Genomic DNA, 21812 nt, shown 5'->3' on the forward strand with positions numbered 1-21812 from the left:
TGCGCGGCCGGGTCGCCCGGCCGGTCGCGCGGCCAGGCGCACCGCAGGCCGTAGGCTGGCGCCATGCTGCGCTTCCGCGAGGCGGCCGTGACCGACGCCGACGCCCATGCCCTCCTCACCGCGTACTTCGCCGAACGCGCGGCGGGCTTCCCGCCCGAGCAGGGCGTCTACCGGCCGACCTTCCCGGCGGCCGCCCAGTTCGAGCCGCCCGCGGGCGTCTTCCTCGTGGTCGAGGACGAGCGCGGATCGGCCATCGGCTGCGGCGGCGTCCGCCGCATCGCACCCGGACCCGACGGCCGTACCCGGTACGAGATCAAGCACCTGTGGCTCCGCCCCGAGGCGCGAGGCCACGGCGAAGGCCGACGGCTGCTCGCCGAGCTCGAGACCCGGGCGATCGGCTTCGGCGCCGATGAGCTCGTGCTCGACACGAACGCGAGCCTCGAGGCGGCGGGCGGACTGTACCGCTCGAGCGGCTACGTCGGCATCGACGCGTACAACGACAACCCGAACGCGACGAACTGGTACGGCAAGCTCGTCGGCTGAGCGCGTCAGATCGCGAACGGCTCGGGCAGCCCGGTGCGCAGCTCGGGCGGCAGATGCGCGAGGTCGTTGTGCACGACGAGGCTCCACGGCCGGCCGGGCTTCTGCGAGAGCACCGTCAGGCCGCAGTTCGCCTGATTGATCGACACCCAGCGCCAGTCGGGCGCGCCGAGCACCTCGCGGACGAACCATCCGATCACGAAGTTGTGGGTGATCAGCAGCTCGTGCCGGTCCTCGCGGTGGGAGCGGAGGAACTCGACGACCGCGTCGGCCATCTGCGCCGAACCCGCCTCGATCTCGGCCTCGGTGACCGAGCCGAAGAACGGGTCGTACGCCGACGGCGTCTCGGGCGCCGGGCCCGACGGGATGCAGTCGAACAGCAGCGGCGACGGCTGCGGTTCGAGCGCCGGCATCTTCGCCGAGATGATGCGGGCCGTCTCGGTCGCGCGCTGCAACGGCGAGTGCCAGGCCGCGTCGAACGGGATGCCTCCGAGCCGCTCGGCGAGCGCCTCCGCCTGACGGCGTCCGCGAGGCGAGAGCGGGCCGTCGGGCAGGCCGTGCTCGGCGTCGAGCTGCTCGCCGTGCCGGACGAGGTAGAGGTGATGCGTCACGTCGATCGTTTCCCTGTGGTGCGGTGTGCCTGGTTCGGATGCCGCTCAGGCAGCATCCGTCGTGGGCGAGGTCTCGTCGACCACGCCGCGAAAGGCCGCCTCGTCGGTCGCCCCCACGGCGACGAGCGAGAACGGCCGGGAGACGAGGTCGGCCGCGAGCGCCTGCACGTCGTCTCCGGTGACGAGCGCGATGCGTCGCAGGGCCTCGTCGAGGTCCTGGAACTCGCCGAGGGTGAGCTCGGCGCGGCCGAGGCGGGACATCCGGGTGTCGGAGTCCTCCAGAGCCAGTGCGGAGGCGCCGCCGAGCTGGCCCGCGGCGCGTGAGAGCTCTTCGGCGGTGACGCCATGCTCGGCGACGCGCTCGAGCTCGGCCCGCATGAGGGACGCCACCGTCGGAGCCTTCGCCGGAGCACAGCCCGCGTACATGCCGAAGAGGCCGGCGTCGGAGTAGCCCGGGCCGAAGGAGTAGACGGCGTAGGCGAGCCCCCTCCGCTCGCGGACCTCCTGGAAGAGCCGAGAGGACATTCCCGAGCCGAAGATCGCGTTCAGCACGCTGAGCGTCGATCGCCGCTCGTCGGTGGCGACGAGCCCGGGCACTCCGAGCAGCAGGTTGACCTGTTCGAGCGGCCGCGGCACGACCGTCAGCGCCCTGGTGCCGGTGAGCGCTGCGGGCTCGGTGCTGCGGCGGGCGTCGGGCGAGGCCGCGACGCCGAGATCCCACCCGGCCGCGGTGAGCGCGCGGCCCAGCCGGTCGACGAGCGCGTCGTGGTCGACGGCCCCCGCGACGGTGACGACGAGGTCCTGCGGCCGGTAGTTCGCCCGGTAGTGCTGCCACACCGCGTCACGCGTCGCCTCGCGGATCGTCTCGGGGCTGCCGCCGATCGGGCGGCCGAGCGGGTGGTCGCCGAGCACGGCCTCGAAGAAGCGCTCGTTCGCGACGTCAGCGGGGTCGTCGCCGGCCATCGACAGCTCTTCGAGGATGACGCCGCGCTCGTTCTCGAACTCGGCGGAGTCGAGCACCGAGGAGGTGAACATGTCGGCCAGCACGTCGACGGCCATGGGGACGTCCTGGTCTTGCACCTTGGCGTAGTAGCAGGTGTACTCCTTCGCCGTGAGCGCGTTGTGCTCGCCGCCGACGGCGTCGAAGGAGATCGCGATGTCGAGCGCGGTGCGCTCGCGCGTGCCCTTGAACAGCAGGTGCTCGAGGAAATGCGTCGAGCCGAACGTCGCAGGATGCCCCGATCCGGCAGGGTGCTCGTCGCGCGAACCGACCGCGACCCAGAAGCCGATCGTGGCGCTCCGCGCCCCCGGCACGCGCTCGGAGAGGACGCGGACACCCGAGGGCAGCAGGCTCCGGCGGACGAGCGCGTCGCCGGCGGCCTCGAAGGAGAGCTCGGGAGTGCCGAGGGGGAGGTCGACGGCGCCGTTCATCCGGACCAGCCTATGCCACCTGCCCCGTCGACCGGCACTCCGATCGGGCGTCCTCCCAGCTCTCGCGGCGGTCAGGACGAGGCGCGGTCCAGTTCCACGAGCTCCGAGCGATGCAGCTCGATCGATGCGGCGGCGAGCAGCGCGTCGAGCTGCTCGGGGCGGCTGACCCCCGCGACGGGCACGGCGACCGTCGGCCGGGCGAGCAGCCAGGCGATCGCGACCGTCGCGGGCTGGATGCCCCGGGCGAAGGCGATCTCGTCGACCGTGGCGAGCACGCGGTGACCACGGCGACCGAGGTGCCTCGCGAGGCGTTCGCCGCGGGCGTCGTGACGCACTTCGGCCCGGCGGCGCACCTGGCCGCCGAGGAAGCCGTTCGCGAGGGCGAAGTACGGCAGCACGGCGAGGCCTTGCGCGTGCGCGACGAGCTCGGGCGCGCCCTCGAACGGGCGGCGGTCCATGAGGTTGTAGCGGGTGGTGACGGCCTGGATGCGCGGCAGTCCGTTGGCGGCGAGCACACGCGCCTCGATGAGCCGCTCGGGCGAGAAGTCGGAGGCGCCGAGGGCGCGGACCTTGCCCGCGTCGATGAGCGCGCCGACGGCGCCGAGGCTCTCCTCGAGCTGGACGCCGGGGTCCTCGCCGTGGAGGTAGAGCAGGTCGATCGAGTCGGTCCGGAGCCGGGCGAGCGACTCGTCGACCGCGGCGCGCAGGTTCTCGGGCGCGAGGCCCGGCCGGTCGGGGTGGCGACCCACCTTGGTCGTGACGACCATGCGGTCACGCGTGCCGCGCGACGCCATCCACGCGCCGATGATCGACTCGCTGCGACCGGCCGCGTAGCTGTCCGCGGTGTCGAGGACGGTGCCGCCGAGCGCGGCGAACCGGTCGAGCACCGCCTCGGATGCCTCGGCCCCGAGCGTCCACCCGAACACGCTGCCCCCGAGCGCGAGCGGATGGGCCTCGATGCCGGTGTCGCCGATGAGCACGCGGCGCGGCACCGTGATCGGACCCGAGTACACGTTCGTCTCGAGTCGCCGCACCCGCTCCGCGTCGCGGCGGCCGGCGGACGCCTCCGCGCCGCGAGCCGCGTCGATCGCCGGCTCCCCCGCGCCGATCGCCGCGAGGTCGCGGGTCACGATGTGTCGCCCAGCCACTGCACTCCTCCTCCCCAGGATTGCTCCGAGCGTACGGGCGGGCGCGCGACCGGACAGTGAACGGCGCGTGAACCGTTACCGAATCGTTGGCGGGGAGGCCCCGGGCGTCCCCGGGACGGGGGTCAACGGGAGTCGAGCGCGCGAGCCAACCGGACAACCGCCTCGGCCTGGCGGAGCACCGGCCCGTCGACCATGCCGCCGCGGAACGCGAACACGCCCGCCTCGCCGTCCGCCGCGTCGAGGACGGCCTGCGCCCACTCCACCCGCTCCGGCGAGGGACGGTACGCCGCCCGCACCACGGCGACCTGGTCCGGGTGCACGCACGCGGTGGCCGCGAATCCGACGGCCGCCGCGTCCTCGGCCTCCTCCCGGAGGCCGGCAGTGTCGGCGAGGTCGAGGTGGACCGCGTCGATCGCGGCGGCGCCGTGCGCGGCCGCCGCGAGCAGGACGCGAGATCTGGCGTACCGCGCGATCTCGCGGTAGCCGCCGTCGGGCCGGCGGCTGGAGGTCCCGCCCGTCGACGCCATGAGGTCCTCCGCACCCCACATCAGCGCGGAGACGTTCGGCAGGGCAGCGAGCGCCTCGGCGGCGAGGACGCCCCGCGCCGTCTCGCAGAGCGGGATCACCTCGAACTCCTCGAGCCCGACGAGGTCCTCGGTGCCCTCGCACTTGGCCAGCATGACGGTGCGGTAGCCCGTGCGCGCCAGCGCGGCGAGGTCGGCCTCGAACTCGGGGCCGGACGCCGGGTTCAGCCGCACGATCACGCGCTCGGGATCGAGGGGCGTCGTCGCGAGCGCGTGCCTGGCGTCCTGCTTTCGGTCGACTCCGACGGCGTCCTCGAGGTCGAGGATCACGGCGTCGGCGCGATCCAGGGCCTTGGCGTACCGGTCTGGCCGATCGGCGGGACAGAAGAGCACGGCCGGGCCGAAGCGGAACACCGGGCGGGTCATCCGACTTCTCCGTCCTCGCCGGGCGCGGCCGGTGCCGGCCTCGACGCCGCCTGGCGCTCGCCGGCCTCCTTCGTCCACACCAGCATGCTGCGCGACGCCGTCGCCACCACGACGCCGTCCTGATTCCTCGCGACGTGCGCGAGCGTCACGACGCCCTGCCCCGGCCGCGACGCCGAGAGCCGCTTGGAGACCACGGTGCTCTCGCCCGAGAGGGTGTCGCCCGTGAACACCGGGTTCGGGAAGGCGACCTCCCCGAACCCGAGGTTCGCGACGAGCGTGCCGAGGGTCAGCTGCGCGACCGACTGGCCGACGAGGGTCGACAGTGTGAACAGCGAGTTCACGAGCACCCGGCCGAACGGCTGTGCGGCGGCGTACACGGCGTCGAGGTGCAACGGCTGCGGGTTCATCGTGAGGGTCGTGAAGAGCACGTTGTCGGCCTCGGTGACCGTGCGCCCGGGGCGGTGCAGGTATCGCACGCCCTCCTCGAACTCCTCGAACCAGAGTCCGCGCTGCACCACCTCGCGCATCGGCGCCTCCGCCATGTCGTCCCCTTCCGGTTTCACCGCTCCGTCGCGGCGCCTGCTCTCGCTGTCGATTCGCCGTGCCGCTAGGCGACCAGTCCGAGCTCGCGCGTGACGACCATGAGCTGCACCTCGGTCGTACCCTCGCCGATCTCGAGGATCTTCGAGTCGCGGTAGTGCCTGGCGACCGGGCTCTCGTTCATGAACCCGTAGCCGCCGAAGATCTGCGTCGCGTCGCGGGCGTTGTCCATGGCGGCCTCCCCCGAGACCATCTTGGCGAGCGAGGCCTCCATCTTGAAGGGCAGGCCGGCGTCCATCTTGCGCGCCGCGTCGTGCCAGACGAGCCGTGCCTGGTGCACCCGCGCCTGCATCCTGGCGATCTTGAACGCGATGTGCTGGTTGTTGCCGATCGGCTCGCCGAAGACCACCCGCTCCTTCGCGTAGCGCAGCGCCTCCTCGAGGCAGCCCTGCGCCGCCCCCGTCGCGAGCGCGGCGAAGGCGATGCGGCCCTCGTCGAGCGACTGGAGGAAGTTCGCATAGCCGCGGCCTCGCGCGCCGAGGAGGTTCTCGGCCGGCACCCGGACGTCGGTGAACCGGAGCGGGTGCGTGTCGGAGGTGTGCCAGCCGACCTTGTCGTAGCTCTCCCCCACCTCGAAGCCCGGGGTCCCGCTCGGCACGATGATCGAGGAGAGCTCCTTCTTCACCGAGCCGTCGGGCCGCACCTGCTCACCCGTGACCGCGGTCACGGTGACGAGCTTCGTGATCGGGGTGCCCGAATTGGTGATGAACTGCTTCGAGCCGTTGATGACCCACTCGTCGCCGTCGAGCACGGCCGTGGTCTGCGTCGCGCCGGCGTCGGAGCCCGCCTTGGCCTCCGTGAGTCCGAAGCCGGCGAGCGCGCGCCCCGCCACCAGGTCGGGCAGGAATCGCTCGCGCTGCTCGGGCGTGCCGTACCGGTAGATCGGCATGATGCCGAGGCCGACGCCGGCCTCGAGGGTGACGCCGATCGACTGGTCGACCCGGCCGAGCGCCTCGACCGCGAGGCAGAGGTCGAAGTAGCTGCCGCCCTGGCCGCCGACCTCCTCGGGGAACGGCAGTCCGAACAGACCCATCTCCCCCATCTGGGCGATGATCTCGAGCGGGAGGCGGCGCTTCGTGTCGTACTCGTAGGCGGCGGGCGCGACGACGGTGTCGGCGAAGTCCTTGACGCGGTCGTAGAGCGCCTGCTCGTCTGGGCTGAGGTCGTAGTTCACGACGTGGTCCTCTCGGCTCGTGCCGCCTCATGGGCCGGCTCGGTGGTCCCCTCGTGGGGGTGGATCCGCGCGACCGGCTGGTCGCGGGAGACCTGATCGCCGCGCGCGACGGCGAGGCGGGCGACGCCGTCGACGGGGGCGCTCACGCGGTGCTCCATCTTCATCGCCTCGATCGCGACGATGGGCGTGCCGGCGGTGACGGATGCCCCGTCCTCGACGAGCAGCGCCGTCACTGTTCCGGGCATCGGCGCCCGGAGCTCCGGGTCGGACGAGCCGCCCCGGACCTGTGCGACGAGCCGCTCCTCGAGCAGCTCGCGCCGGTCGCGGAGCACGATTCGGTGCGCGCGACCGTCCAGGTGCACCCAGATCGCGCCGTCCTCGTCGACGGCTGTCACCGCGTGGGCCGCGCGGGAGCCCCCGGCCCCGGCGGCGTCTCGCGGCCGTGCGGCGCGCCAGCCCCGCTCGCGCTGCCAGGCGTGCGCGCCGGGCGGCGGGGCGGATGCCTCGGCCCGCGCGACCTCGGCGGCGGTGCGGACGGCGGGATCGGCGTCGGGCTGGGCGGGTTCGACCGGCAGCTCGTCGATGAGGCCGGTGCTGAGCGCGCCCTCGCGCACGGCCGGTTCGGCGAGCAGGCGCCGGAGGAAGGCGAGGTTCGTCTCGACGCCGAGCGCGACCGTGCCGGCCAGTGCCGCGTCGAGACGGTCGATCGCCTCGCGCCGGTCCTCGCCCCACGCGATGACCTTCGCGAGCATCGGGTCGTAGTCGGCGGTGACGCGCCCGCCCTGCCGGACCCCGGAGTCGACGCGCACCCCTGCGCCGGCGGGCTCCTGCCAGACGAGGAGGGTGCCGGTCGACGGCAGGAAGCCGCGCTCGGGCGCCTCGGCGTAGACGCGCGCCTCGATCGCGTGACCGTGCAGCCGCACGTCCTCCTGCGTGATCGCGAGCGGCGCTCCGGCGGCGATCCGCAGCTGCTGCTCGACGAGGTCGATGCCCGTGACAAGCTCGGTGACCGGGTGCTCGACCTGGAGCCGCGTGTTCATCTCGATGAAGAAGAACTCGTCGGGCGAGCCATCCGAGACCAGGAACTCGACCGTGCCGGCGCCGAGGTAGTCGACGCTCCGCGCGGCCTCGCACGCGGCCTCGCCGATGCGTGCGCGGGTCGCCTCGTCGAGGAGGGGCGAGGGCGCCTCCTCGATGACCTTCTGGTGGCGGCGCTGCAGCGAGCACTCCCGCTCGCCGAGGTGGATGACCCGGCCGTGCGCATCCGCGAGCACCTGCACCTCGATGTGCCGCGGGCGCTCGATGAATCGCTCGAGCAGCAGCGTGTCGTCGCCGAAGGCCGCGGTCGCGACACGTCGCGCCGCGGGCAGCGCATCGGCGAGCTCGCGACGGTCGCGCGCCAGCTGCATGCCCTTCCCGCCGCCGCCGGCCGACGGCTTCACGAGGAGGGGGTAGCCGACCGCGTCGGCCGCGGCGAGGAGCCCTGCGTCGTCGAGCTCCGCGTCGGCGACGCCCGGCACGGTCGGCACGCCCGAGGCGGCCACGTGCGTCTTGGCCCGGATCTTGTCGCCCATGACCGCGAGCGCCGTCTCGCCGGGCCCGACGAAGACGAGCCCGGCCTCGCCGCAGGCCCGAGCGAAGCCCGCGTGCTCGGAGAGGAACCCGTAGCCGGGGTGCACCGCCTGAGCGCCCGTGGCGAGCGCCGCGGCCACGATGCGGCCGGGATCGAGGTAGCTCTCAGCGGCCGAGGCCGGTCCGATGCGGACGGCCTCGTCGGCCAGCTCCACGTGGGGCGCGCCGGCGTCGGCGTCGGAGTAGACGGCGATGGCGTGGATGCCGAGGCGCTTCAGCGTGCGGATGACGCGGACGGCGATCTCGCCGCGATTGGCGACGAGGACGCGGTCGAAGGGACGCGGGGCCGGCGGAGTCGCGGCGGGTGCCGTCGCGGCGGGTGCGGTCGTCATGGTGGTCACGGTCCTCACATCCGGAACAGGCCGAAGCCGGGCTCGGTCAGCGGCGTCCGGCTCGCGAGCTCGAGCGCGAGTGCGAGCACGGTGCGGGTGTCGGCGGGATCGATGACGCCGTCGTCCCAGAGCCGCGCGGTGGAGTGGTACGGGCTGCCCTGGGTCTCGTACTGGTCGCGGACGGGCGCCTTGAACGCCTGCTCCTCGGCGTCGGGCCACTCCTCGCCGCGGACGGCGAGCTGGTCGCGCTTGACGGTCGCGAGCACCGACGCGGCCTGTTCGCCGCCCATCACCGAGATGCGCGCGTTGGGCCACATCCAGAGGAATCGCGGCGAGTACGCCCGGCCGCACATCGAGTAATTGCCCGCGCCGAACGATCCGCCGATGACGACCGTGAGCTTCGGCACGCGCGTCGTCGCGACGGCGGTGACCATCTTCGCCCCGTGCTTGGCGATGCCGCCCGCCTCGGCGTCGCGGCCCACCATGAAGCCGGAGATGTTCTGGAGGAAGAGGAGCGGGATGCCCCGCTGATCGCAGAGCTCGATGAAGTGCGCGCCCTTCATCGCCGACTCGCTGAAGAGCACGCCGTTGTTCGCGACGATGCCGACCGGGTGCCCGTCGAGGTGCGCGAATCCGGTGACGAGGGTGTCGCCGTAGTCGGGTTTGAACTCGGCGAACTCGCTGTCGTCGACGAGCCGGGCGATGACCTCCCGGACGTCGTACGGCTGCTGCACGTCGACCGGGACGGCGGCGGTGAGCGTCGCCGGGTCGACCCGCGGGGGCCGGGGCTCGCGCACCGCCCACGCGCGCGGGCCGGGGGGCGGCAGCGTCGCGACCATGTCGCGGACGAGCTCGAGCGCGTGCTCGTCGTCTTCGGCGAGGTGGTCGACGACGCCGGAGGTGCGGGCGTGCAGCTCGCCCCCGCCGAGCTCTTCGGGCGTGACCACCTCGCCGATCGCGGCCTTCACGAGCGGCGGGCCGCCGAGGAAGATGGTGCCCTGGTCGCGCACGATGACGCTCTCGTCGCTCATGGCGGGCACGTACGCGCCGCCCGCCGTGCAGGAGCCGAGCACGGCGGCCAGCTGCGGGATGCCGCGCGCCGACAGGTTCGCCTGGTTGAAGAAGATCCGGCCGAAGTGCTCGCGGTCGGGGAACACCTCGTCTTGGAGCGGGAGGAACGCGCCGCCGGAGTCCACGAGGTAGATGCACGGCAGCCGGTGCTCGCTCGCGACCTCCTGCGCGCGCAGGTGCTTCTTGACCGTCATCGGGTAGTAGGTGCCGCCCTTCACGGTGGCGTCGTTGCAGACGACCATGACGGGGCGGCCGTGCACGAGGCCGATGCCGGTGATGATGCCCGCTCCCGGGGAGTCTCCGCCGTAGAGGCCGTCGGCGGCGAGGGGCGACAGCTCGAGGAAGGGGCTGCCTTCGTCGAGGAGGCGGTCGACCCGGTCGCGCGGCAGCAGCTTGCCGCGCGCGACGTGTCGGTCGCGGGATGCCTCGGGGCCGCCCAGCGCGGCCGCGGCCAGCTTGTCGCGGAGTTCCGCGACGAGGGCGGCGTGCGCGTCGGCGTTCCGGCGCGCGGCCTCGGAGGCCTCGTCGATGGTGCTCGTGAGGATCGCCATGCCGCCTCTCCGTCGTGGCGCAGACCCACCGCGGAATTTCGGTGAGTGGTGATTAACCGGAACTGATGTTAGCGTTCATTAACTGAAACGGCAAGGCGATCGGACGGTGCGGCATGAGCCAGGCCCAGGCGACGGAGGTCTCGCTCACCGAGCGCGGCCGCGCCAAGGCCGATCGCCGCGACGCGCTCCTCGCCGCCGCGGCGACGCTCTTCGCCGAACGCGGCTATGCCGGCGTCACCCTCGAAGACCTCGGCAGCGCCGCGGGCGTCTCCGGACCCGCCGTCTACCGCCACTTCCCAGGCAAGGCCGCGGTGCTCGCCGCCGTGCTCCTCGACGCCAGCACGGGCCTGCTCGACGGCGGCCGGGCCACCGTCGACCGCGCACCGGAGCCCGACGAGGCGCTCCGCGCGCTCATCCGATTCCACGTCGACTTCGCGCTGGCGAACGCCGACGTCATCCGCGTGCAGGACCGCGACCTCGCGAGCCTGCCCGAGGCCGACGCCCACGAGGTGCGCCGGCTGCAGCGCGAGTACGTCGAGCTCTGGGTCGGCGTCCTCGCGCACCTCAGGCCCGACCGGGCCGCCACCGAGTTGCGGATCCGGGCACACGCCGCCTTCGGACTCGTCAACTCCACCCCGCACAGCGCCCGAGACCACGGGCGGCGACCGGTGGACGAGGTCGTCCGCCGAATCCTGGAGGACATGGCATGGGCGAGCCTCATGTCGTGACGCTGCGCGCGACCCGCGCCGGCGATCTCGACGAACTGTCCCTGACCCCACCCGACCTGACGGGTTCCCGGACGATCCGGGCCGACGGCGTGCCCGTCGGCTGGGTCGCGGCATCCGATGACGGCGACGTGCCCGTCGTCACGTGCTGCGTCGACCCGGCGTACCGCGGACGGGGCATCGGTACACGCGCCCTGCGCCTGCTCCTCGACGGGCTGTCGCGCCCGGTACGGGCGCGCGCGTCGGCCGGCGACGCCGCGGCACCGGCCATGCTCGCCCGCCTGGGCTTCGTCGCGACCGGCGACGAAGGCGAGGGCGGCGACGTGCGGTACGAGCTCGCGTGAGCCGACCGGCCGGCACGCGATCCGGCCCGCCGCGTCAGACGGCGGCGAGCTGCTCGATGCGGTGCGCGAGCCGCAGATCGCGGGCGGTCACGCCGCCCACGTCATGCGAGGTGAGCTCGAAGGTGATCCGCCCGTACCCGACGCGAACGTCGGGATGGTGCTGCATGACCTCGGCGACCTCGGCGACGCGGTCGAGCAGGCGCACCGCCCCGAGGAAGTCGCCCGTCTCGTAGCTGCCCACGAGCCGGTCGCCCTCCTGCATGAACGCCGTGCCGACGAGCTCGCCGCTCGTCTCGTCGGCCTCGAGCACCCGCCGGTCGCTGTCTTCCATGCCCCCGCCTTCCGACGCCCCCTCAGCTCATGGTGAGGGCTCGCCCGGGTTCGCGCAAGATGGTGCCGACGTCGGCGAGGAACCGCGATCCCTGCTCGCCGTCGACGAGTCGGTGGTCGAAGGACAGCGACAGGGTCATCACCTCGCGGAGCGCCACCTCTCCCTGGTACTCCCACGGACGCCGGGTGACCGCCCCCATGGCGAGGATCGCGGCCTCCCCCTGGTTCAGGATGGGCGTGCCCGCGTCGATGCCGAACACGCCGATGTTCGTGATCGAGATCGTGCCGCCGGTGAGGTCTGCCGGGGGCGTCCGCCCGGCGCGGGCGGTCTCGGCGAGCGCGGTGATCGCGTCGGCGAGCTCGAGCAGGGTCATCCGCTCGGCGCTCTTCACGTTCGGCACGATGAGGCCCCGTTCGGTGGCGGCAGCGATGCCGAGGGCGACGCCGTCGTATCGCACGATCTCCTGCGCGGCTTCGTCCCAGCGCGAGTTGACCTCCGGGGTGCGCCGGGCGGCGATGCAGACGGCTTTCGCCACGACTGCGAGCGGCGTGACGCGGTGGCCGGCGAGCCGCCGATCGTCGCGGATGCCGCGGAGCAGGTCCATCGTCGCGGTGACGTCGACGGTGAGGAACTCGGTCACGTGCGGCGCGGTGAACGCGCTCGAGACCATCGCCGCCGCGGTGTGCTTGCGGACCCCCTTGATCGGGATCCGCGTCTCGCCAGGCGTCCACGCCGGTGCGGCGGCTGCCGCTGAGGCGGCACGGTCGCCGGTGGACTCGTGCGCGGACGTCGCCGCGGTCACGGTGCCTGCGGCCGCCTCGACGTCGGTGCGTGTGATGAGCCCCCGCTCCCCCGTTCCCGTCACCTGCTCGAGATCGACGCCGAGGTCGCGCGCGAGCTTGCGGACCGGTGGCGTCGAGCGGGGGCGCTCGACCCGGGCGCCAGCGCCGGCTGAGGCGGTCGCCGGTGCCGGGGCGGAGGCCGCAGCCGATGTCTGGGCTCCCGAGGATGCGGGCGCGGGCGCCTCCGGCACGAGGTCGGCCACGAGCGCGGCGCGCCGCTGCCGCCGCCTCGCGCCGCCGTCCGCCGCGGCACCGTAGCCGACGAGCGTGGGCTCGGGCGGGGCATCCGTCTGCTGCTGCCGAGCCGGCTCGACCTCGGAAGGCCGTGCCGCCGACGGCGCCGGGGTGCCGGCCGCCTCCCCGGTATCGCAGGAGAACAGCGGCTCGCCCACGTTCACCGTCTGCCCGGGTTCGGCGTGCAGCGCCGTGACGACCCCGGCGAACGGCGAGGGCAGCTCGACCACCGCCTTGGCCGTCTCGACGTCGGCGACGATCTGGTTCAGCTCCACGCGGTCGCCGACGGCGACGCGCCAGGCGACCACCTCCGACTCGGTGAGCCCCTCGCCGAGGTCGGGCAGGGCGAACTCGCGGATCGTGCTCATGCCTCGACCCCGCTCAGCGAGTTGGGGCGGCCGAGGACCCGGTCGACCCCGTCGAGAATCCGGTCGAGGTCGGGCAGATGATGGCGTTCGAGCTTCGCGGGCGGGTACGGGATGTCGTGCCCCGTGACCCGCACGGGCGCGGCCTCGAGGAACTCGAAGCACGACTCGGTGACCCGCGCCACGACCTCGGCGCCAAGGCCGCCCTGCTCGCCGGCCTCGTGCGCGACGACGAGGCGTCCGGTGCGCCGCACCGAGGCCTCGATCGTCGGGTAGTCGACGGGAGCCAGCGACCGGAGATCGATCACCTCGAGCGAGACTCCCTCGTCGGCGGCCGCCTGGGCGGCATCCCGCGCGGTCTGCACGAGTCCGCCGTAGGTCACGAGGGTCGCGTCGCGGCCCTCCGCGACGACGGTCGCCACCCCCATGGGCTTCGCGTCGGCCAGACTCGTCTGCTCGTCGACCTCGCCCTTCACGTGGTACCGGCGCTTCGGCTCGAAGAAGAGGACGGGGTCGTCGCTCGCGATGGCCTGCTGGATCATCACGAACGCGTCGGCCGGATTCGAGCAGGCGACGACCCGGAGGCCGGCCGTGTGCGCGAAATAGGCCTCGGGCGACTCGGAGTGGTGCTCGGCCGCGCCGATGCCGCCGCCGAACGGCACCCGGATGGTGATCGGCATGCGGACCGTGCCGCGCGAGCGGTAATGCAACTTCGCGACCTGCGCGACGATCTGGTCGAACGCCGGGTAGATGAAGCCGTCGAACTGGATCTCGACGACCGGGCGGAAGCCGCGATACGCCAGCCCCACGGCGGTTCCGAGGATCCCGGCCTCCGACAGCGGCGAGTCGACGACGCGCTGCGCGCCGAACTCGGCCTGGAGGCCGTCGGTCACCCGGAACACGCCGCCGAGCGTGCCGATGTCCTCACCCATGAGGACGACTCGGTCGGACGCGGCGAGCGATCGGCGGAGACCGGCGTTGATGGCCTTCGCGAGCGTGAGCGTGGTCATCGGGCACCTCCCTCGGTCGCGGCCGGTGCGGGCTCCTCGAACAGCTCGAGGTAGCGACGGTACCGGTCGCGCTGCCGCTCGAGATGCGTGTTCGGCTCGGCGTAGACGTAGTCGAAGACGGTGAGCGCGGCGGGGTCGGGCAGCGACGTGATGGCCGCGCGAAGCTCGGCCGCGGCTCGATCCGCCGCCGCGGCGGCTTCGGCCTGCAGGGCGTCGACATCGGCTCCGGATGCCTCGAGCAGCGCGAGCACGCGCAGGATGGGATCGCGGCCGCGCCACGCCTGCAGCTCGTCCTCGGTGCGGTAGCGCGTCGGGTCGTCGGCTGTGGTGTGCGGGCCCATGCGGTAGGTCACGGCCTCGATGAACGTCGGCCCCTCCCCCCGGCGCGCCCGATCGAGTGCCCGGCGCGTCGCCGCCATCACCGCGAGCACGTCGTTGCCGTCGACGCGCACGCCTGGCATGCCGAACCCGTCGGCCCTGCGCGCGAGCGGCTGCTTGGACTGCAGCCCCACGGGCTCGGAGATCGCCCACTGGTTGTTCTGGCAGAAGAAGACGACGGGCGCGTCGAAGCTCGCGGCGAACACGAGGGCCTCGTTGACGTCGCCCTCGCTCGTCGCGCCGTCGCCGAAGTACGCGATCGCCGCGGTGTCGGTGCCGTCCCAGGCGGCCCCCATGGCGTAGCCCGTGGCGTGCAGCGCCTGCGCGCCGATGATGATCTGCGGCACGGCCATCCCGTGCTCGAACGGGTTCCAACCGCTGGCCTGCGTGCCCCGCCAGACGGCGAGCAGCTCGGCCGGCTCCACGCCGCGCACCCAGGCGAGCGCGTGCTCGCGGTAGCTCGAGAAGACGAAGTCGTCGGCGCGGAGGGCGCGGCCCGAGCCGATCTGGGCGGCCTCCTGCCCGGCGAGCGGGGGCCAGAGTCCGAGCTCGCCCTGCCGCTGGAGTGCGGTCGCCTCGGTGTCGACACGGCGGACGACCGCCATGTCGAGATAGAGCCCCGACAGCTGCGCCACGTCGACATCGGCCACCCAGGGATCGAGCTCGGGGTCGGAGTGGCGGGCGCCGTCCTCGCCGATCAGCTGCAGCATCGGCCAGGGCGTGGTCAGCACGGCCTCGTCGGGTGGGGTCATCGTCGAACCTCCGCGTCGGCGGCGGCCTTGTGGGCGCGTCCGCGTCCGGCATCGTCGCCGGGTACCGCGAGCGTATGCCGATCACGCAGTCAGCTCAAGCAACGGGTGGACGAATGAGCATGTCGCCAAGTTTCGGCCCCGCACGGACTGCTAGATTGCGCGATATGGCCGCCTACGATGCCGTCGATCGAGCTCTCCTCACCGCCCTCTCCGCGGACCCGCGCGCAACGGTGGTCGCGCTGGCCGACCGGCTCGGGCTGAGCCGCAACACCGTGCAGGCGAGACTCGGCCGGCTCGAGGCATCCGGGGCGTTCCTCTCGTACGAGCGCAGCATCGACCCTGCACCACTGGGGTACCCGCTCGAGGCGTTCATCAGCGTGCACGTCAGGCAGAAGCTGCTGGGCACCGCCGTCGACAAGATCGCGGAGATTCCGGAGGTCATCCAGGCGCACGGCCTCTCGGGCGCGGTCGACCTGCTGGTGCGGGTCGTCTGCCGTGACGCCCACGATCTGTTCCGCATCGACGGCGAGATCCTCGCGGTCGACGGCGTGGAGCGCACCGAGACGTCGCTCGCGATGGGCGAGCTCATCCCGTACCGGCTCGGGCCGCTGCTCGCACGGCGGGAGTGAGCCGGGCCGCCTCCGCCTCACGACGCACCCCGCAAAGGAGTGTTTGCAAACTGTTGCTTGCAAAGGCTCCTTTGCAGCGCTATCTTTGCATCATGACCGAGCACACCCCGGATGACGTGGCCTCCCAGCCGAGCAGCAGCCGCCACCCCGGCGTCGACCACGTCCTCTCCGCGACGAGCCTCAAGTCGCTCGCGCACCCGCTCCGGGTGCGCATCTACGACGAGCTCTCCGCCTACGGACCGCTCACCGCGAGCGGTCTCGGCGAACGCATCGGCGAGTCGAGTGGATCGATGAGCTATCACCTGCGCCATCTCGAGCGGGCCGGCCTGGTCCGCGAGGTCGCGGGCCGCGGCAAGGGCCGCGAGCGCTGGTGGGAGCGCACTCCGGGCTCCATCGCCGTGCCGGACGCGAGGACGCTGCCCGCCGGCAGTGCGGAGCGACTGGCCGCCCGGCTCGTCGAAGACGAATGGCTGCGCGCCCGCGAGTTGAAGTACCGCGAGTTCGTGGCGGAGGGCCCGCAGGTGTTCGGATCCGAGTGGCTCGACATCGCCACGAGCGACACGATCAATCTCCGGCTCACCCCGTCCGAGCTCGCCGCGCTCGTCGCCGACCTCGACGCCGTCTTCCGCGCCTACTCCGACCGGTACCGGCGCACCCCCTCACCGGGCTCCCGCCCGGTGCAGATCCACCTCAACGCCTTCCCGCTCGTGCGCGGCGAGACCACCTCGGCCGCCGCGCCCGACGAGACCTCCACGAAGGAGCAGTGATGAACACCGCGACCCTCACCACGCCCGCCTCCGGCGTCCTCGCCGGCCTCGCCGTCCGCGGCGGACTCCGCCTCGCCGGCTGGGGCTACCGACGAGCGAGCCGCCTGTCCGACCGCGAGCGGCAGCTCAGCCGCCTGGAGGCCAGACGACTCGCGCTGGCCGCCCTCGCCGAACGCGACGACCTCTACCGCAGCGCCGGCAGCCTGCCGCGCTGACCCGGGCCGCCCCACTTCGGCCGCGAACCCGCGCAAACGACGGATGCCCCGCCCGAACGGATCGGGCGGGGCATCCTGCGCGTGGTCGACTCAGTCGTCGGCACCCTCGGCCGGAGCCTCCGGGTGCTCGCCGGTCGCGCCACGGCCGTTGGTGTCGGCCTCCTCGGCGACCACCGGGGCGAGCGAGAGCTTGCCGCGGTCGTCGATCTTGGTGATCTCGACGAGGATCTTCTGGCCGACGCCGAGGACGTCCTCGACGTTCTCGACGCGCTTGCCGCCCGCGAGCTTGCGCACCTCGGAGATGTGCAGCAGGCCGTCCTTGCCGGGCAGCAGCGAGACGAACGCACCGAACGTCGCGATCTTCACCACGGTGCCGAGGAACTGCTCGCCGACCTCCGGGTTGGTGGGGTTCGCGATCGCGTTGACCTGGGCGCGGGCGGCCTCCGCCGACGGGCCGTCGGTCGCGCCGATGTAGACGGTGCCGTCCTCCTCGATGGAGATCTCGGCGCCGGTCTCGTCCTGGATGGCGTTGATCGTCTTGCCCTTCGGGCCGATCAGCTCGCCGATCTTGTCGACGGGGATCTGCACCGAGATCACGCGCGGAGCGGTCGGGGCCATCTCGTCGGGGCCGTCGATCGCCGCGTTCAGCACGGCGAGGATCGTCGTGCGGGCGTCCTTCGCCTGCGTCAGCGCGCCGGCGAGCACCGAGGCGGGGATGCCGTCGAGCTTCGTGTCGAGCTGGATCGCGGTGACGAACTCGGACGTGCCGGCGACCTTGAAGTCCATGTCGCCGAGCGCGTCCTCGGCGCCCAGGATGTCGGTGAGCGCCGCGTAGCGGGTCTCGCCGTCGACGGTGTCGGAGATGAGGCCCATCGCGATGCCGGCGACCGGGGCGCGCAGCGGCACACCGGCGTTCAGCAGCGACAGGGTCGACGCGCAGACGGAGCCCATCGAGGTCGACCCGTTGGAGCCGAGCGCCTCGGAGACCTGGCGGATCGCGTAGGGGAACTCCTCACGCGTGGGCAGCACCGGCACGAGGGCCCGCTCGGCGAGCGCGCCGTGGCCGATCTCGCGACGCTTCGGCGACCCCACACGACCGGTCTCACCCGTCGAGTACGGCGGGAAGTTGTAGTTGTGCATGTAGCGCTTCTTCGTCTCGGGCGAGAGCGAATCGATCTGCTGCTCCATCTTGAGCATGTTCAGCGTGGTGACGCCGAGGATCTGCGTCTCGCCGCGCTGGAAGATGGCGGAGCCGTGCACGCGGGGCACGACCTGCACCTCGGCGTCGAGCGGACGGATGTCGGCGAGGCCACGGCCGTCGATGCGGACGCCCTCGTTGAGCACCCGGGTGCGCACGACGTGCTTCGTCACCGACTTGTACGCCGCCGAGACCTCGGCGATCGCCGACTCGGGCAGCTCGCCGTTCGCGACCTTCGCCGCGACGCCCTCCTTGACGCGCGCCTTGAGCGCGTCGTCCGCGTCCTGACGCTCGACCTTGCCGGCGATCTGGTAGACGCCCTTCAGCTCCTCGAGTGCGAGCGCCTCGACGACCTCGTAGGTCGAGGGCTGGTACGGCGGGAAGGTCGGGTAGTCGGCCGTCGGCTTCGCGGCGGTCGCGGCGACCTGCTGCTGCGCCTCGACGAGCTGCTTGATGAACGGCTTCGCGGCCTCGAGGCCCTGCGCGACGATCTCCTCGGTCGGCTTGACGGCGCCGGCCTGGATGAGGTCCCACGAGGTCTCGGTCGCCTCCGCCTCGACCATCATGATCGCGACGTCCTGCGAGCCGTCGGCCTCGGTCACGACGCGGCCGGCGACGACCATGTCGAAGACGGCCTGCTCGAGCTGCGAGTGCTTCGGGAACGCGACCCACTGACCGTCGATGAGCGCGACGCGCACGCCGCCGATCGGGCCGGAGAACGGCAGGCCGGACAGCTGCGTCGACATGGACGCGGCGTTGATCGCGAGCACGTCGTAGAGCTCGTCGGGCTCGATGGCGAGGACGGTCACGACGACCTGGACCTCGTTGCGCAGACCCTCGACGAACGACGGCCGCAGCGGACGGTCGATGAGGCGGCAGGTGAGGATGGCGTCCGTCGAGGGACGGCCTTCGCGGCGGAAGAACGAGCCGGGGATGCGGCCCGCGGCGTACATGCGCTCTTCGACGTCGATGGTGAGCGGGAAGAAGTCGAAGTGCTCCTTCGGCTGCTTCGACACGGACGTCGCGGAGAGCAGCATGGTCTCTTCGTCGATGTACGCGACGGCCGAGCCCTGCGCCTGCTGGGCGAGACGGCCGGTCTCGAAGCGGATGGTGCGGGTGCCGAATCGACCGTTGTCGATGATCGTCTCGGCGAACGTGATCTCAGGACCTTCCAAGAGGTCTTACTCCTTTGTTGAACGTCGCACCCCGTCTGGGCGCGACTCGGTCACAAGGAGCAGGGAAACAGGCAGATATGAGCGGCACAGGATGTTCCGCTTGCGCTGGCCACCAGTAGAAGTCCACCATTCGCGGGCCGCGATTGGTGATCCACCACAGGGGACCAGCTTCCTGCCGGCCTGCTCCGTTGGTGCTCGATATGGGATTCTTCCCTCTTGACGAGGGCGGCAGCCCGAGGGACCGCCGGGACCAGCCTAGCAGTCGCGCCGGATTCCGGCTCGGATCGGTGCCGGCCCGCGCGTCGTCAACCCCTCGCGGCCCGGGTCGGGGGCGAGCAGGATGGGCCGCGTCAACACCACCGGCGCCGGTGCTGCCGGCGCCCGAGACGAGGAGGACCCCATGGGTTCGGTCGCCAGAGTCACCACCATCACCTCCCGGTCGGAGCAGAGCTTCGAGGACGCGATCTCCGCGGGCATCGCCCGGGCCACCGAGACGCTGCGGCACGTCAGCGGCGCGTGGGTGAAGGAGCAGAAGGTCGAGATCACGGAGGGTGCGATCACCGCCTGGGCGGTCACGCTCGAGGTGACGTTCGTGCTGGAGGGCTGATCCGGCCCGGTCACACCAGCGGGCGAGGTCCGTCGCCCGAGACGACGGGCACCAGGGCGGCGTGCTTCGCGTCCAGCCCGTCGCCCGCCGTGCGCCCGCGCAGCCGCCGGAACGCCCATGGCGCGGCGTGCCGGGCCAGCCAGACCGGCGTCGGCACCGAGGTCGGCGCATCGGATGCCTCGTCGGGGGCGTGCAGCGCGACGTCGAGCGCGCCCAGCGCGGTGGCATCCGGCACGCCGAGCACGCGCGCGGCCGCATAGGCGAGGGCGCGGTGGCCGGCGGGGTTCAGGTGGACCCGGTCCTCCGCCCAGTGGCGGCGGGCGACCAGTTCGGGGTCGCCGGCCGCCTCGAGCCACCGGGCGCCAGCCTCCGCGGCGCGTTCGGCGAGTTCCGCGTTGAACCGGTCGAACCTGCCGCGGAGCCGGGCGAGTCGGGGCGCGGGCGGCATGAAGGCCGAGACGACGAGGACGTCGGCACCGGTCGACCGGGTCTCCGCGACCGCCGTGCCGAGGCGTCGCGCGAGCGCGGCCGGATCGGCCCCGGCTCGCACGAGGTCGTTGCCGCCGACCAGCACCGTCACGAGGTCCGCCCCGAGCGCTCGCGCCCTCGGCAGCTGGTCGGCCACGACGTGCTCCACCCGGCGGCTGCGTACCGCCAGGTTCGCGTAGCCGAGCCGCGACGGCCCGGTCGGGTCGGCGAGCGCGACGAGCAGGGCGAGCCGGTCGGCCCAGCCCCGGTACACCCCGGGGGTGCGCGAGTCGTCGCAGAGCCCTTCGGTGATCGAGTCGCCGACGGCCACGAGCCGCCTCCACGGGCGGTGCACGTCGCCCGTCACCGCTGGCTCCACCGGGTGCCGGGATGTCTCGCGCAGCGGAGCCTCGGCACGGGGTCGCGTGCGACCGGGCTGAACCGTCGACGGCGCCGCCGGCCGTGCGACCGCCGACGGCCGTGCGCCCGCCCGGGCCCCGAGGAGGGGCACGGGCGTGCGAGCGATCGCCTGCTCGTAATACCCGACGAGCTCGTCGCCGAGCCGGCGCCAGCTGCGGCCCTCCACCGAAGCGTGGGCCGCTGCGGCGAACGCCCGGCGCTTGGCCTCGTCGCCGACGAGGTCCTGCACCCGCGCACGCAGCTCGGCGAGGTCGCCCGGGCGGTAGAGCCAGCCGGTCCGGCTCGACTGCACGAGATCGAGCGGTCCCCCGCGGCCGGTGGCGACGACCGGGACGCCGCTCGCGAGCGCCTCCTGAATCGTCTGGCAGAACGTCTCGTGCTCCCCCGGGTGCACGAACACGTCGAAGCCGGCGACGGCGCGGGCGAGGTCGGCTCCGCCGAGGAACCCGGTGAAGTGCGCGCCCGGAAGGCGGCGCTCGAGCGACGTGCGTTCGGGCCCGTCGCCGACGACGACGAGCCGGGTGCCCGGCATCCCGGCGAGCGCGGCGAGGTCGCCGACCTGCTTCTCGTGCGCGAGGCGGCCGACGTAGCCGATCACCGCCTCGCCCGACGGGGCGATCCGGCGCCGCCAGGACTCGTCGCGCCGATCGGGGTGGAACCGCTCGGTGTCGACTCCGCGAGCCCACCGGTGCACGCGCTCGACGCCGAGTTCGGCGAGGCGGGCCTCCGCGGCCGAGCTCGGCGCCAGGGTCAACGCCGCCCGGTTGTGCAGCCGCACGAGGTGGCGTTCGAGTGCCGGTGCGGCGATCGGCACGCCGTAGCGCTCGGCGTAGGCCGGGACATCCGTCTGGTAGACCGCCACCGCCGGGACACGAGCCGCTCGCGCCGCCGTGACGCCCTGCCAGCCGAGCACGAACGGGGAGGCGAGGTGGACGACGTCGGCGCCGAACCCGCGGTAGAGCCCGGCGAGCGCCGGCGTCGATGCGAGGGCGACGCGCACCTCGGGGTATCCGGGAAGGGGCACCGACCGCACGAAGCGCGCACTCGCGCCCTGCAGCGCCTCGTGCTCGGGCTCCGCCCGGCCGGTGCGCGGAGCGACGACCAGGACGTCGTCGCCGCGGCTGCGCAGGTGCTCGAGCACCCGGAGCAGCGAGTTGGTGACTCCGTTCATGTGCGGCAGGAACGATTCCGCGAGCAGCACGACCTTCACGCCTCCAGGGTGGGGCCGCGGCCGCCTCGATCGGGCCCGGATCGGGCCGCCGCGGCGAACGTTCACCGAGCATTCCGCCGGCGTTCGCGGGCCGCGGGCCGC

Annotated in this window: 21 protein-coding genes; 7 read left to right on the forward strand and 14 right to left on the reverse strand. The window is 73.0% G+C overall.

Features of this window, described 5'->3' with window-relative positions; translation table 11 throughout:
• Positions 1 to 63: 63 nt before the first annotated feature.
• Positions 64 to 543 carry a GNAT family N-acetyltransferase gene (locus tag ABIQ69_RS10220; protein WP_350347013.1) on the forward strand — a complete coding sequence of 160 codons (480 nt, stop codon included), beginning with the start codon at positions 64 to 66 and terminating at the stop codon, positions 541 to 543.
• A gap of 5 nt (positions 544 to 548) precedes the next feature.
• Here ABIQ69_RS10220 and ABIQ69_RS10225 read toward each other — a convergent pair whose 3' ends face one another.
• From ABIQ69_RS10225 to ABIQ69_RS10260, 8 genes are all read right to left on the reverse strand, one after another.
• Entirely contained in the window at positions 549 to 1151 is a 603-nt protein-coding gene (locus tag ABIQ69_RS10225; RefSeq protein ID WP_350347014.1) for a histidine phosphatase family protein, read from the reverse strand.
• Between the two features lie 45 nt (positions 1152 to 1196).
• The gene (locus ABIQ69_RS10230; protein WP_350347015.1) at positions 1197 to 2582 is read right to left on the reverse strand and encodes a pitrilysin family protein; all 1386 of its coding nucleotides are present in this window, start codon (positions 2580 to 2582) and stop codon (positions 1197 to 1199) included.
• 71 nt (positions 2583 to 2653) lie between these two features.
• Positions 2654 to 3730, reverse strand: a complete 1077-nt coding sequence (locus ABIQ69_RS10235; protein ID WP_350347016.1) for an aldo/keto reductase — start codon at positions 3728 to 3730, stop codon at positions 2654 to 2656.
• A 122-nt stretch (positions 3731 to 3852) separates the two neighbouring features.
• Positions 3853 to 4680 (reverse strand): CoA ester lyase, encoded by an 828-nt coding sequence (locus tag ABIQ69_RS10240; RefSeq protein WP_350347017.1) that lies wholly within the window; start codon positions 4678 to 4680, stop codon positions 3853 to 3855.
• Positions 4677 to 5222, reverse strand: a complete 546-nt coding sequence (locus ABIQ69_RS10245; protein ID WP_350347018.1) for a MaoC family dehydratase — start codon at positions 5220 to 5222, stop codon at positions 4677 to 4679. The genes ABIQ69_RS10240 and ABIQ69_RS10245 overlap by 4 nt, the downstream gene beginning before the upstream one ends.
• Before the next feature lie 65 nt (positions 5223 to 5287).
• Positions 5288 to 6454, reverse strand: a complete 1167-nt coding sequence (locus ABIQ69_RS10250; protein WP_350347019.1) for an acyl-CoA dehydrogenase family protein — start codon at positions 6452 to 6454, stop codon at positions 5288 to 5290.
• Positions 6451 to 8418 carry a biotin carboxylase N-terminal domain-containing protein gene (locus ABIQ69_RS10255; RefSeq protein ID WP_350347020.1) on the reverse strand — a complete coding sequence of 656 codons (1968 nt, stop codon included), beginning with the start codon at positions 8416 to 8418 and terminating at the stop codon, positions 6451 to 6453. Before ABIQ69_RS10255 ends, ABIQ69_RS10250 begins: the two co-directional genes overlap by 4 nt.
• Positions 8419 to 8432: 14 nt before the next feature.
• Positions 8433 to 10040, reverse strand: a complete 1608-nt coding sequence (locus ABIQ69_RS10260) for a carboxyl transferase domain-containing protein (RefSeq protein WP_350347021.1) — start codon at positions 10038 to 10040, stop codon at positions 8433 to 8435.
• Between the two features lie 113 nt (positions 10041 to 10153).
• Between ABIQ69_RS10260 and ABIQ69_RS10265 the strand changes: the two genes are divergently transcribed.
• Positions 10154 to 10768: a TetR/AcrR family transcriptional regulator gene (locus ABIQ69_RS10265; RefSeq protein WP_350347022.1), complete on the forward strand. Its 615-nt coding sequence runs from the start codon at positions 10154 to 10156 to the stop codon at positions 10766 to 10768.
• Entirely contained in the window at positions 10747 to 11109 is a 363-nt protein-coding gene (locus ABIQ69_RS10270) for a GNAT family N-acetyltransferase (protein WP_350347023.1), read from the forward strand. The genes ABIQ69_RS10265 and ABIQ69_RS10270 overlap by 22 nt, the downstream gene beginning before the upstream one ends.
• Before the next feature lie 34 nt (positions 11110 to 11143).
• On the opposite strand, the gene ABIQ69_RS10275 is transcribed toward ABIQ69_RS10270, so the two are convergent.
• The 4 genes from ABIQ69_RS10275 to pdhA are packed head-to-tail and all read right to left on the reverse strand — an operon-like array spanning position 11144 to position 15021.
• Complete coding sequence (locus ABIQ69_RS10275) at positions 11144 to 11440, reverse strand: 4a-hydroxytetrahydrobiopterin dehydratase (protein ID WP_350347024.1); 297 nt, start codon at positions 11438 to 11440, stop codon at positions 11144 to 11146.
• 22 nt (positions 11441 to 11462) lie between these two features.
• A complete protein-coding gene (locus ABIQ69_RS10280; protein WP_350347025.1) occupies positions 11463 to 12884 on the reverse strand; it encodes a dihydrolipoamide acetyltransferase family protein in 1422 nt (473 codons plus the stop codon).
• Positions 12881 to 13891: an alpha-ketoacid dehydrogenase subunit beta gene (locus ABIQ69_RS10285; RefSeq protein ID WP_350347026.1), complete on the reverse strand. Its 1011-nt coding sequence runs from the start codon at positions 13889 to 13891 to the stop codon at positions 12881 to 12883. The genes ABIQ69_RS10280 and ABIQ69_RS10285 overlap by 4 nt, the downstream gene beginning before the upstream one ends.
• On the reverse strand, positions 13888 to 15021 hold the full coding sequence (gene pdhA / locus ABIQ69_RS10290) for a pyruvate dehydrogenase (acetyl-transferring) E1 component subunit alpha (protein WP_350347027.1): 1134 nt from the start codon (positions 15019 to 15021) through the stop codon (positions 13888 to 13890). The genes ABIQ69_RS10285 and pdhA overlap by 4 nt, the downstream gene beginning before the upstream one ends.
• A 164-nt stretch (positions 15022 to 15185) precedes the next feature.
• On the opposite strand from pdhA, the gene ABIQ69_RS10295 reads away from it, so the two are divergent.
• The 3 genes from ABIQ69_RS10295 to ABIQ69_RS10305 all read left to right on the forward strand — a co-directional run bounded on the left by ABIQ69_RS10295 (position 15186) and on the right by ABIQ69_RS10305 (position 16632).
• A complete protein-coding gene (locus ABIQ69_RS10295) occupies positions 15186 to 15650 on the forward strand; it encodes an Lrp/AsnC family transcriptional regulator (RefSeq protein WP_350347028.1) in 465 nt (154 codons plus the stop codon).
• A gap of 92 nt (positions 15651 to 15742) precedes the next feature.
• Entirely contained in the window at positions 15743 to 16417 is a 675-nt protein-coding gene (locus ABIQ69_RS10300; protein ID WP_350347029.1) for a helix-turn-helix domain-containing protein, read from the forward strand.
• Positions 16417 to 16632: a hypothetical protein gene (locus ABIQ69_RS10305; RefSeq protein WP_350347030.1), complete on the forward strand. Its 216-nt coding sequence runs from the start codon at positions 16417 to 16419 to the stop codon at positions 16630 to 16632. The genes ABIQ69_RS10300 and ABIQ69_RS10305 overlap by 1 nt, the downstream gene beginning before the upstream one ends.
• A 90-nt stretch (positions 16633 to 16722) precedes the next feature.
• Here the strand turns inward: ABIQ69_RS10305 and ABIQ69_RS10310 are convergent, their stop codons facing one another.
• Complete coding sequence (locus ABIQ69_RS10310; RefSeq protein WP_350347031.1) at positions 16723 to 19005, reverse strand: polyribonucleotide nucleotidyltransferase; 2283 nt, start codon at positions 19003 to 19005, stop codon at positions 16723 to 16725.
• Positions 19006 to 19405: 400 nt separating this feature from the next.
• Between ABIQ69_RS10310 and ABIQ69_RS10315 the strand changes: the two genes are divergently transcribed.
• A complete protein-coding gene (locus ABIQ69_RS10315; RefSeq protein WP_350347032.1) occupies positions 19406 to 19612 on the forward strand; it encodes a dodecin family protein in 207 nt (68 codons plus the stop codon).
• Positions 19613 to 19622: 10 nt separating this feature from the next.
• Here ABIQ69_RS10315 and ABIQ69_RS10320 read toward each other — a convergent pair whose 3' ends face one another.
• Positions 19623 to 21710 (reverse strand): glycosyltransferase, encoded by a 2088-nt coding sequence (locus ABIQ69_RS10320; protein WP_350347033.1) that lies wholly within the window; start codon positions 21708 to 21710, stop codon positions 19623 to 19625.
• Positions 21711 to 21812: the final 102 nt, after the last annotated feature.

Source organism: Agromyces sp. G08B096, from assembly GCF_040267705.1.
In the GTDB taxonomy this organism is placed as follows: Bacteria; Actinomycetota; Actinomycetes; order Actinomycetales; family Microbacteriaceae; genus Agromyces.

Coding starts and splice junctions, on each gene's coding strand:
- ABIQ69_RS10220 (WP_350347013.1), top strand. CDS start 64: ATGCTGCGCTTCCGCGAGGCGGCCGTGACCGACGCCGACGCCCATGCC.
- ABIQ69_RS10230 (WP_350347015.1), bottom strand. CDS start 2,582: ATGAACGGCGCCGTCGACCTCCCCCTCGGCACTCCCGAGCTCTCCTTC.
- ABIQ69_RS10240 (WP_350347017.1), bottom strand. CDS start 4,680: ATGACCCGCCCGGTGTTCCGCTTCGGCCCGGCCGTGCTCTTCTGTCCC.
- ABIQ69_RS10245 (WP_350347018.1), bottom strand. CDS start 5,222: ATGGCGGAGGCGCCGATGCGCGAGGTGGTGCAGCGCGGACTCTGGTTC.
- ABIQ69_RS10255 (WP_350347020.1), bottom strand. CDS start 8,418: ATGACGACCGCACCCGCCGCGACGGCACCCGCCGCGACTCCGCCGGCC.
- ABIQ69_RS10260 (WP_350347021.1), bottom strand. CDS start 10,040: ATGGCGATCCTCACGAGCACCATCGACGAGGCCTCCGAGGCCGCGCGC.
- ABIQ69_RS10265 (WP_350347022.1), top strand. CDS start 10,154: ATGAGCCAGGCCCAGGCGACGGAGGTCTCGCTCACCGAGCGCGGCCGC.
- ABIQ69_RS10270 (WP_350347023.1), top strand. CDS start 10,747: ATGGGCGAGCCTCATGTCGTGACGCTGCGCGCGACCCGCGCCGGCGAT.
- ABIQ69_RS10275 (WP_350347024.1), bottom strand. CDS start 11,440: ATGGAAGACAGCGACCGGCGGGTGCTCGAGGCCGACGAGACGAGCGGC.
- ABIQ69_RS10280 (WP_350347025.1), bottom strand. CDS start 12,884: ATGAGCACGATCCGCGAGTTCGCCCTGCCCGACCTCGGCGAGGGGCTC.
- ABIQ69_RS10285 (WP_350347026.1), bottom strand. CDS start 13,891: ATGACCACGCTCACGCTCGCGAAGGCCATCAACGCCGGTCTCCGCCGA.
- pdhA (WP_350347027.1), bottom strand. CDS start 15,021: ATGACCCCACCCGACGAGGCCGTGCTGACCACGCCCTGGCCGATGCTG.
- ABIQ69_RS10295 (WP_350347028.1), top strand. CDS start 15,186: ATGGCCGCCTACGATGCCGTCGATCGAGCTCTCCTCACCGCCCTCTCC.
- ABIQ69_RS10300 (WP_350347029.1), top strand. CDS start 15,743: ATGACCGAGCACACCCCGGATGACGTGGCCTCCCAGCCGAGCAGCAGC.
- ABIQ69_RS10305 (WP_350347030.1), top strand. CDS start 16,417: ATGAACACCGCGACCCTCACCACGCCCGCCTCCGGCGTCCTCGCCGGC.
- ABIQ69_RS10315 (WP_350347032.1), top strand. CDS start 19,406: ATGGGTTCGGTCGCCAGAGTCACCACCATCACCTCCCGGTCGGAGCAG.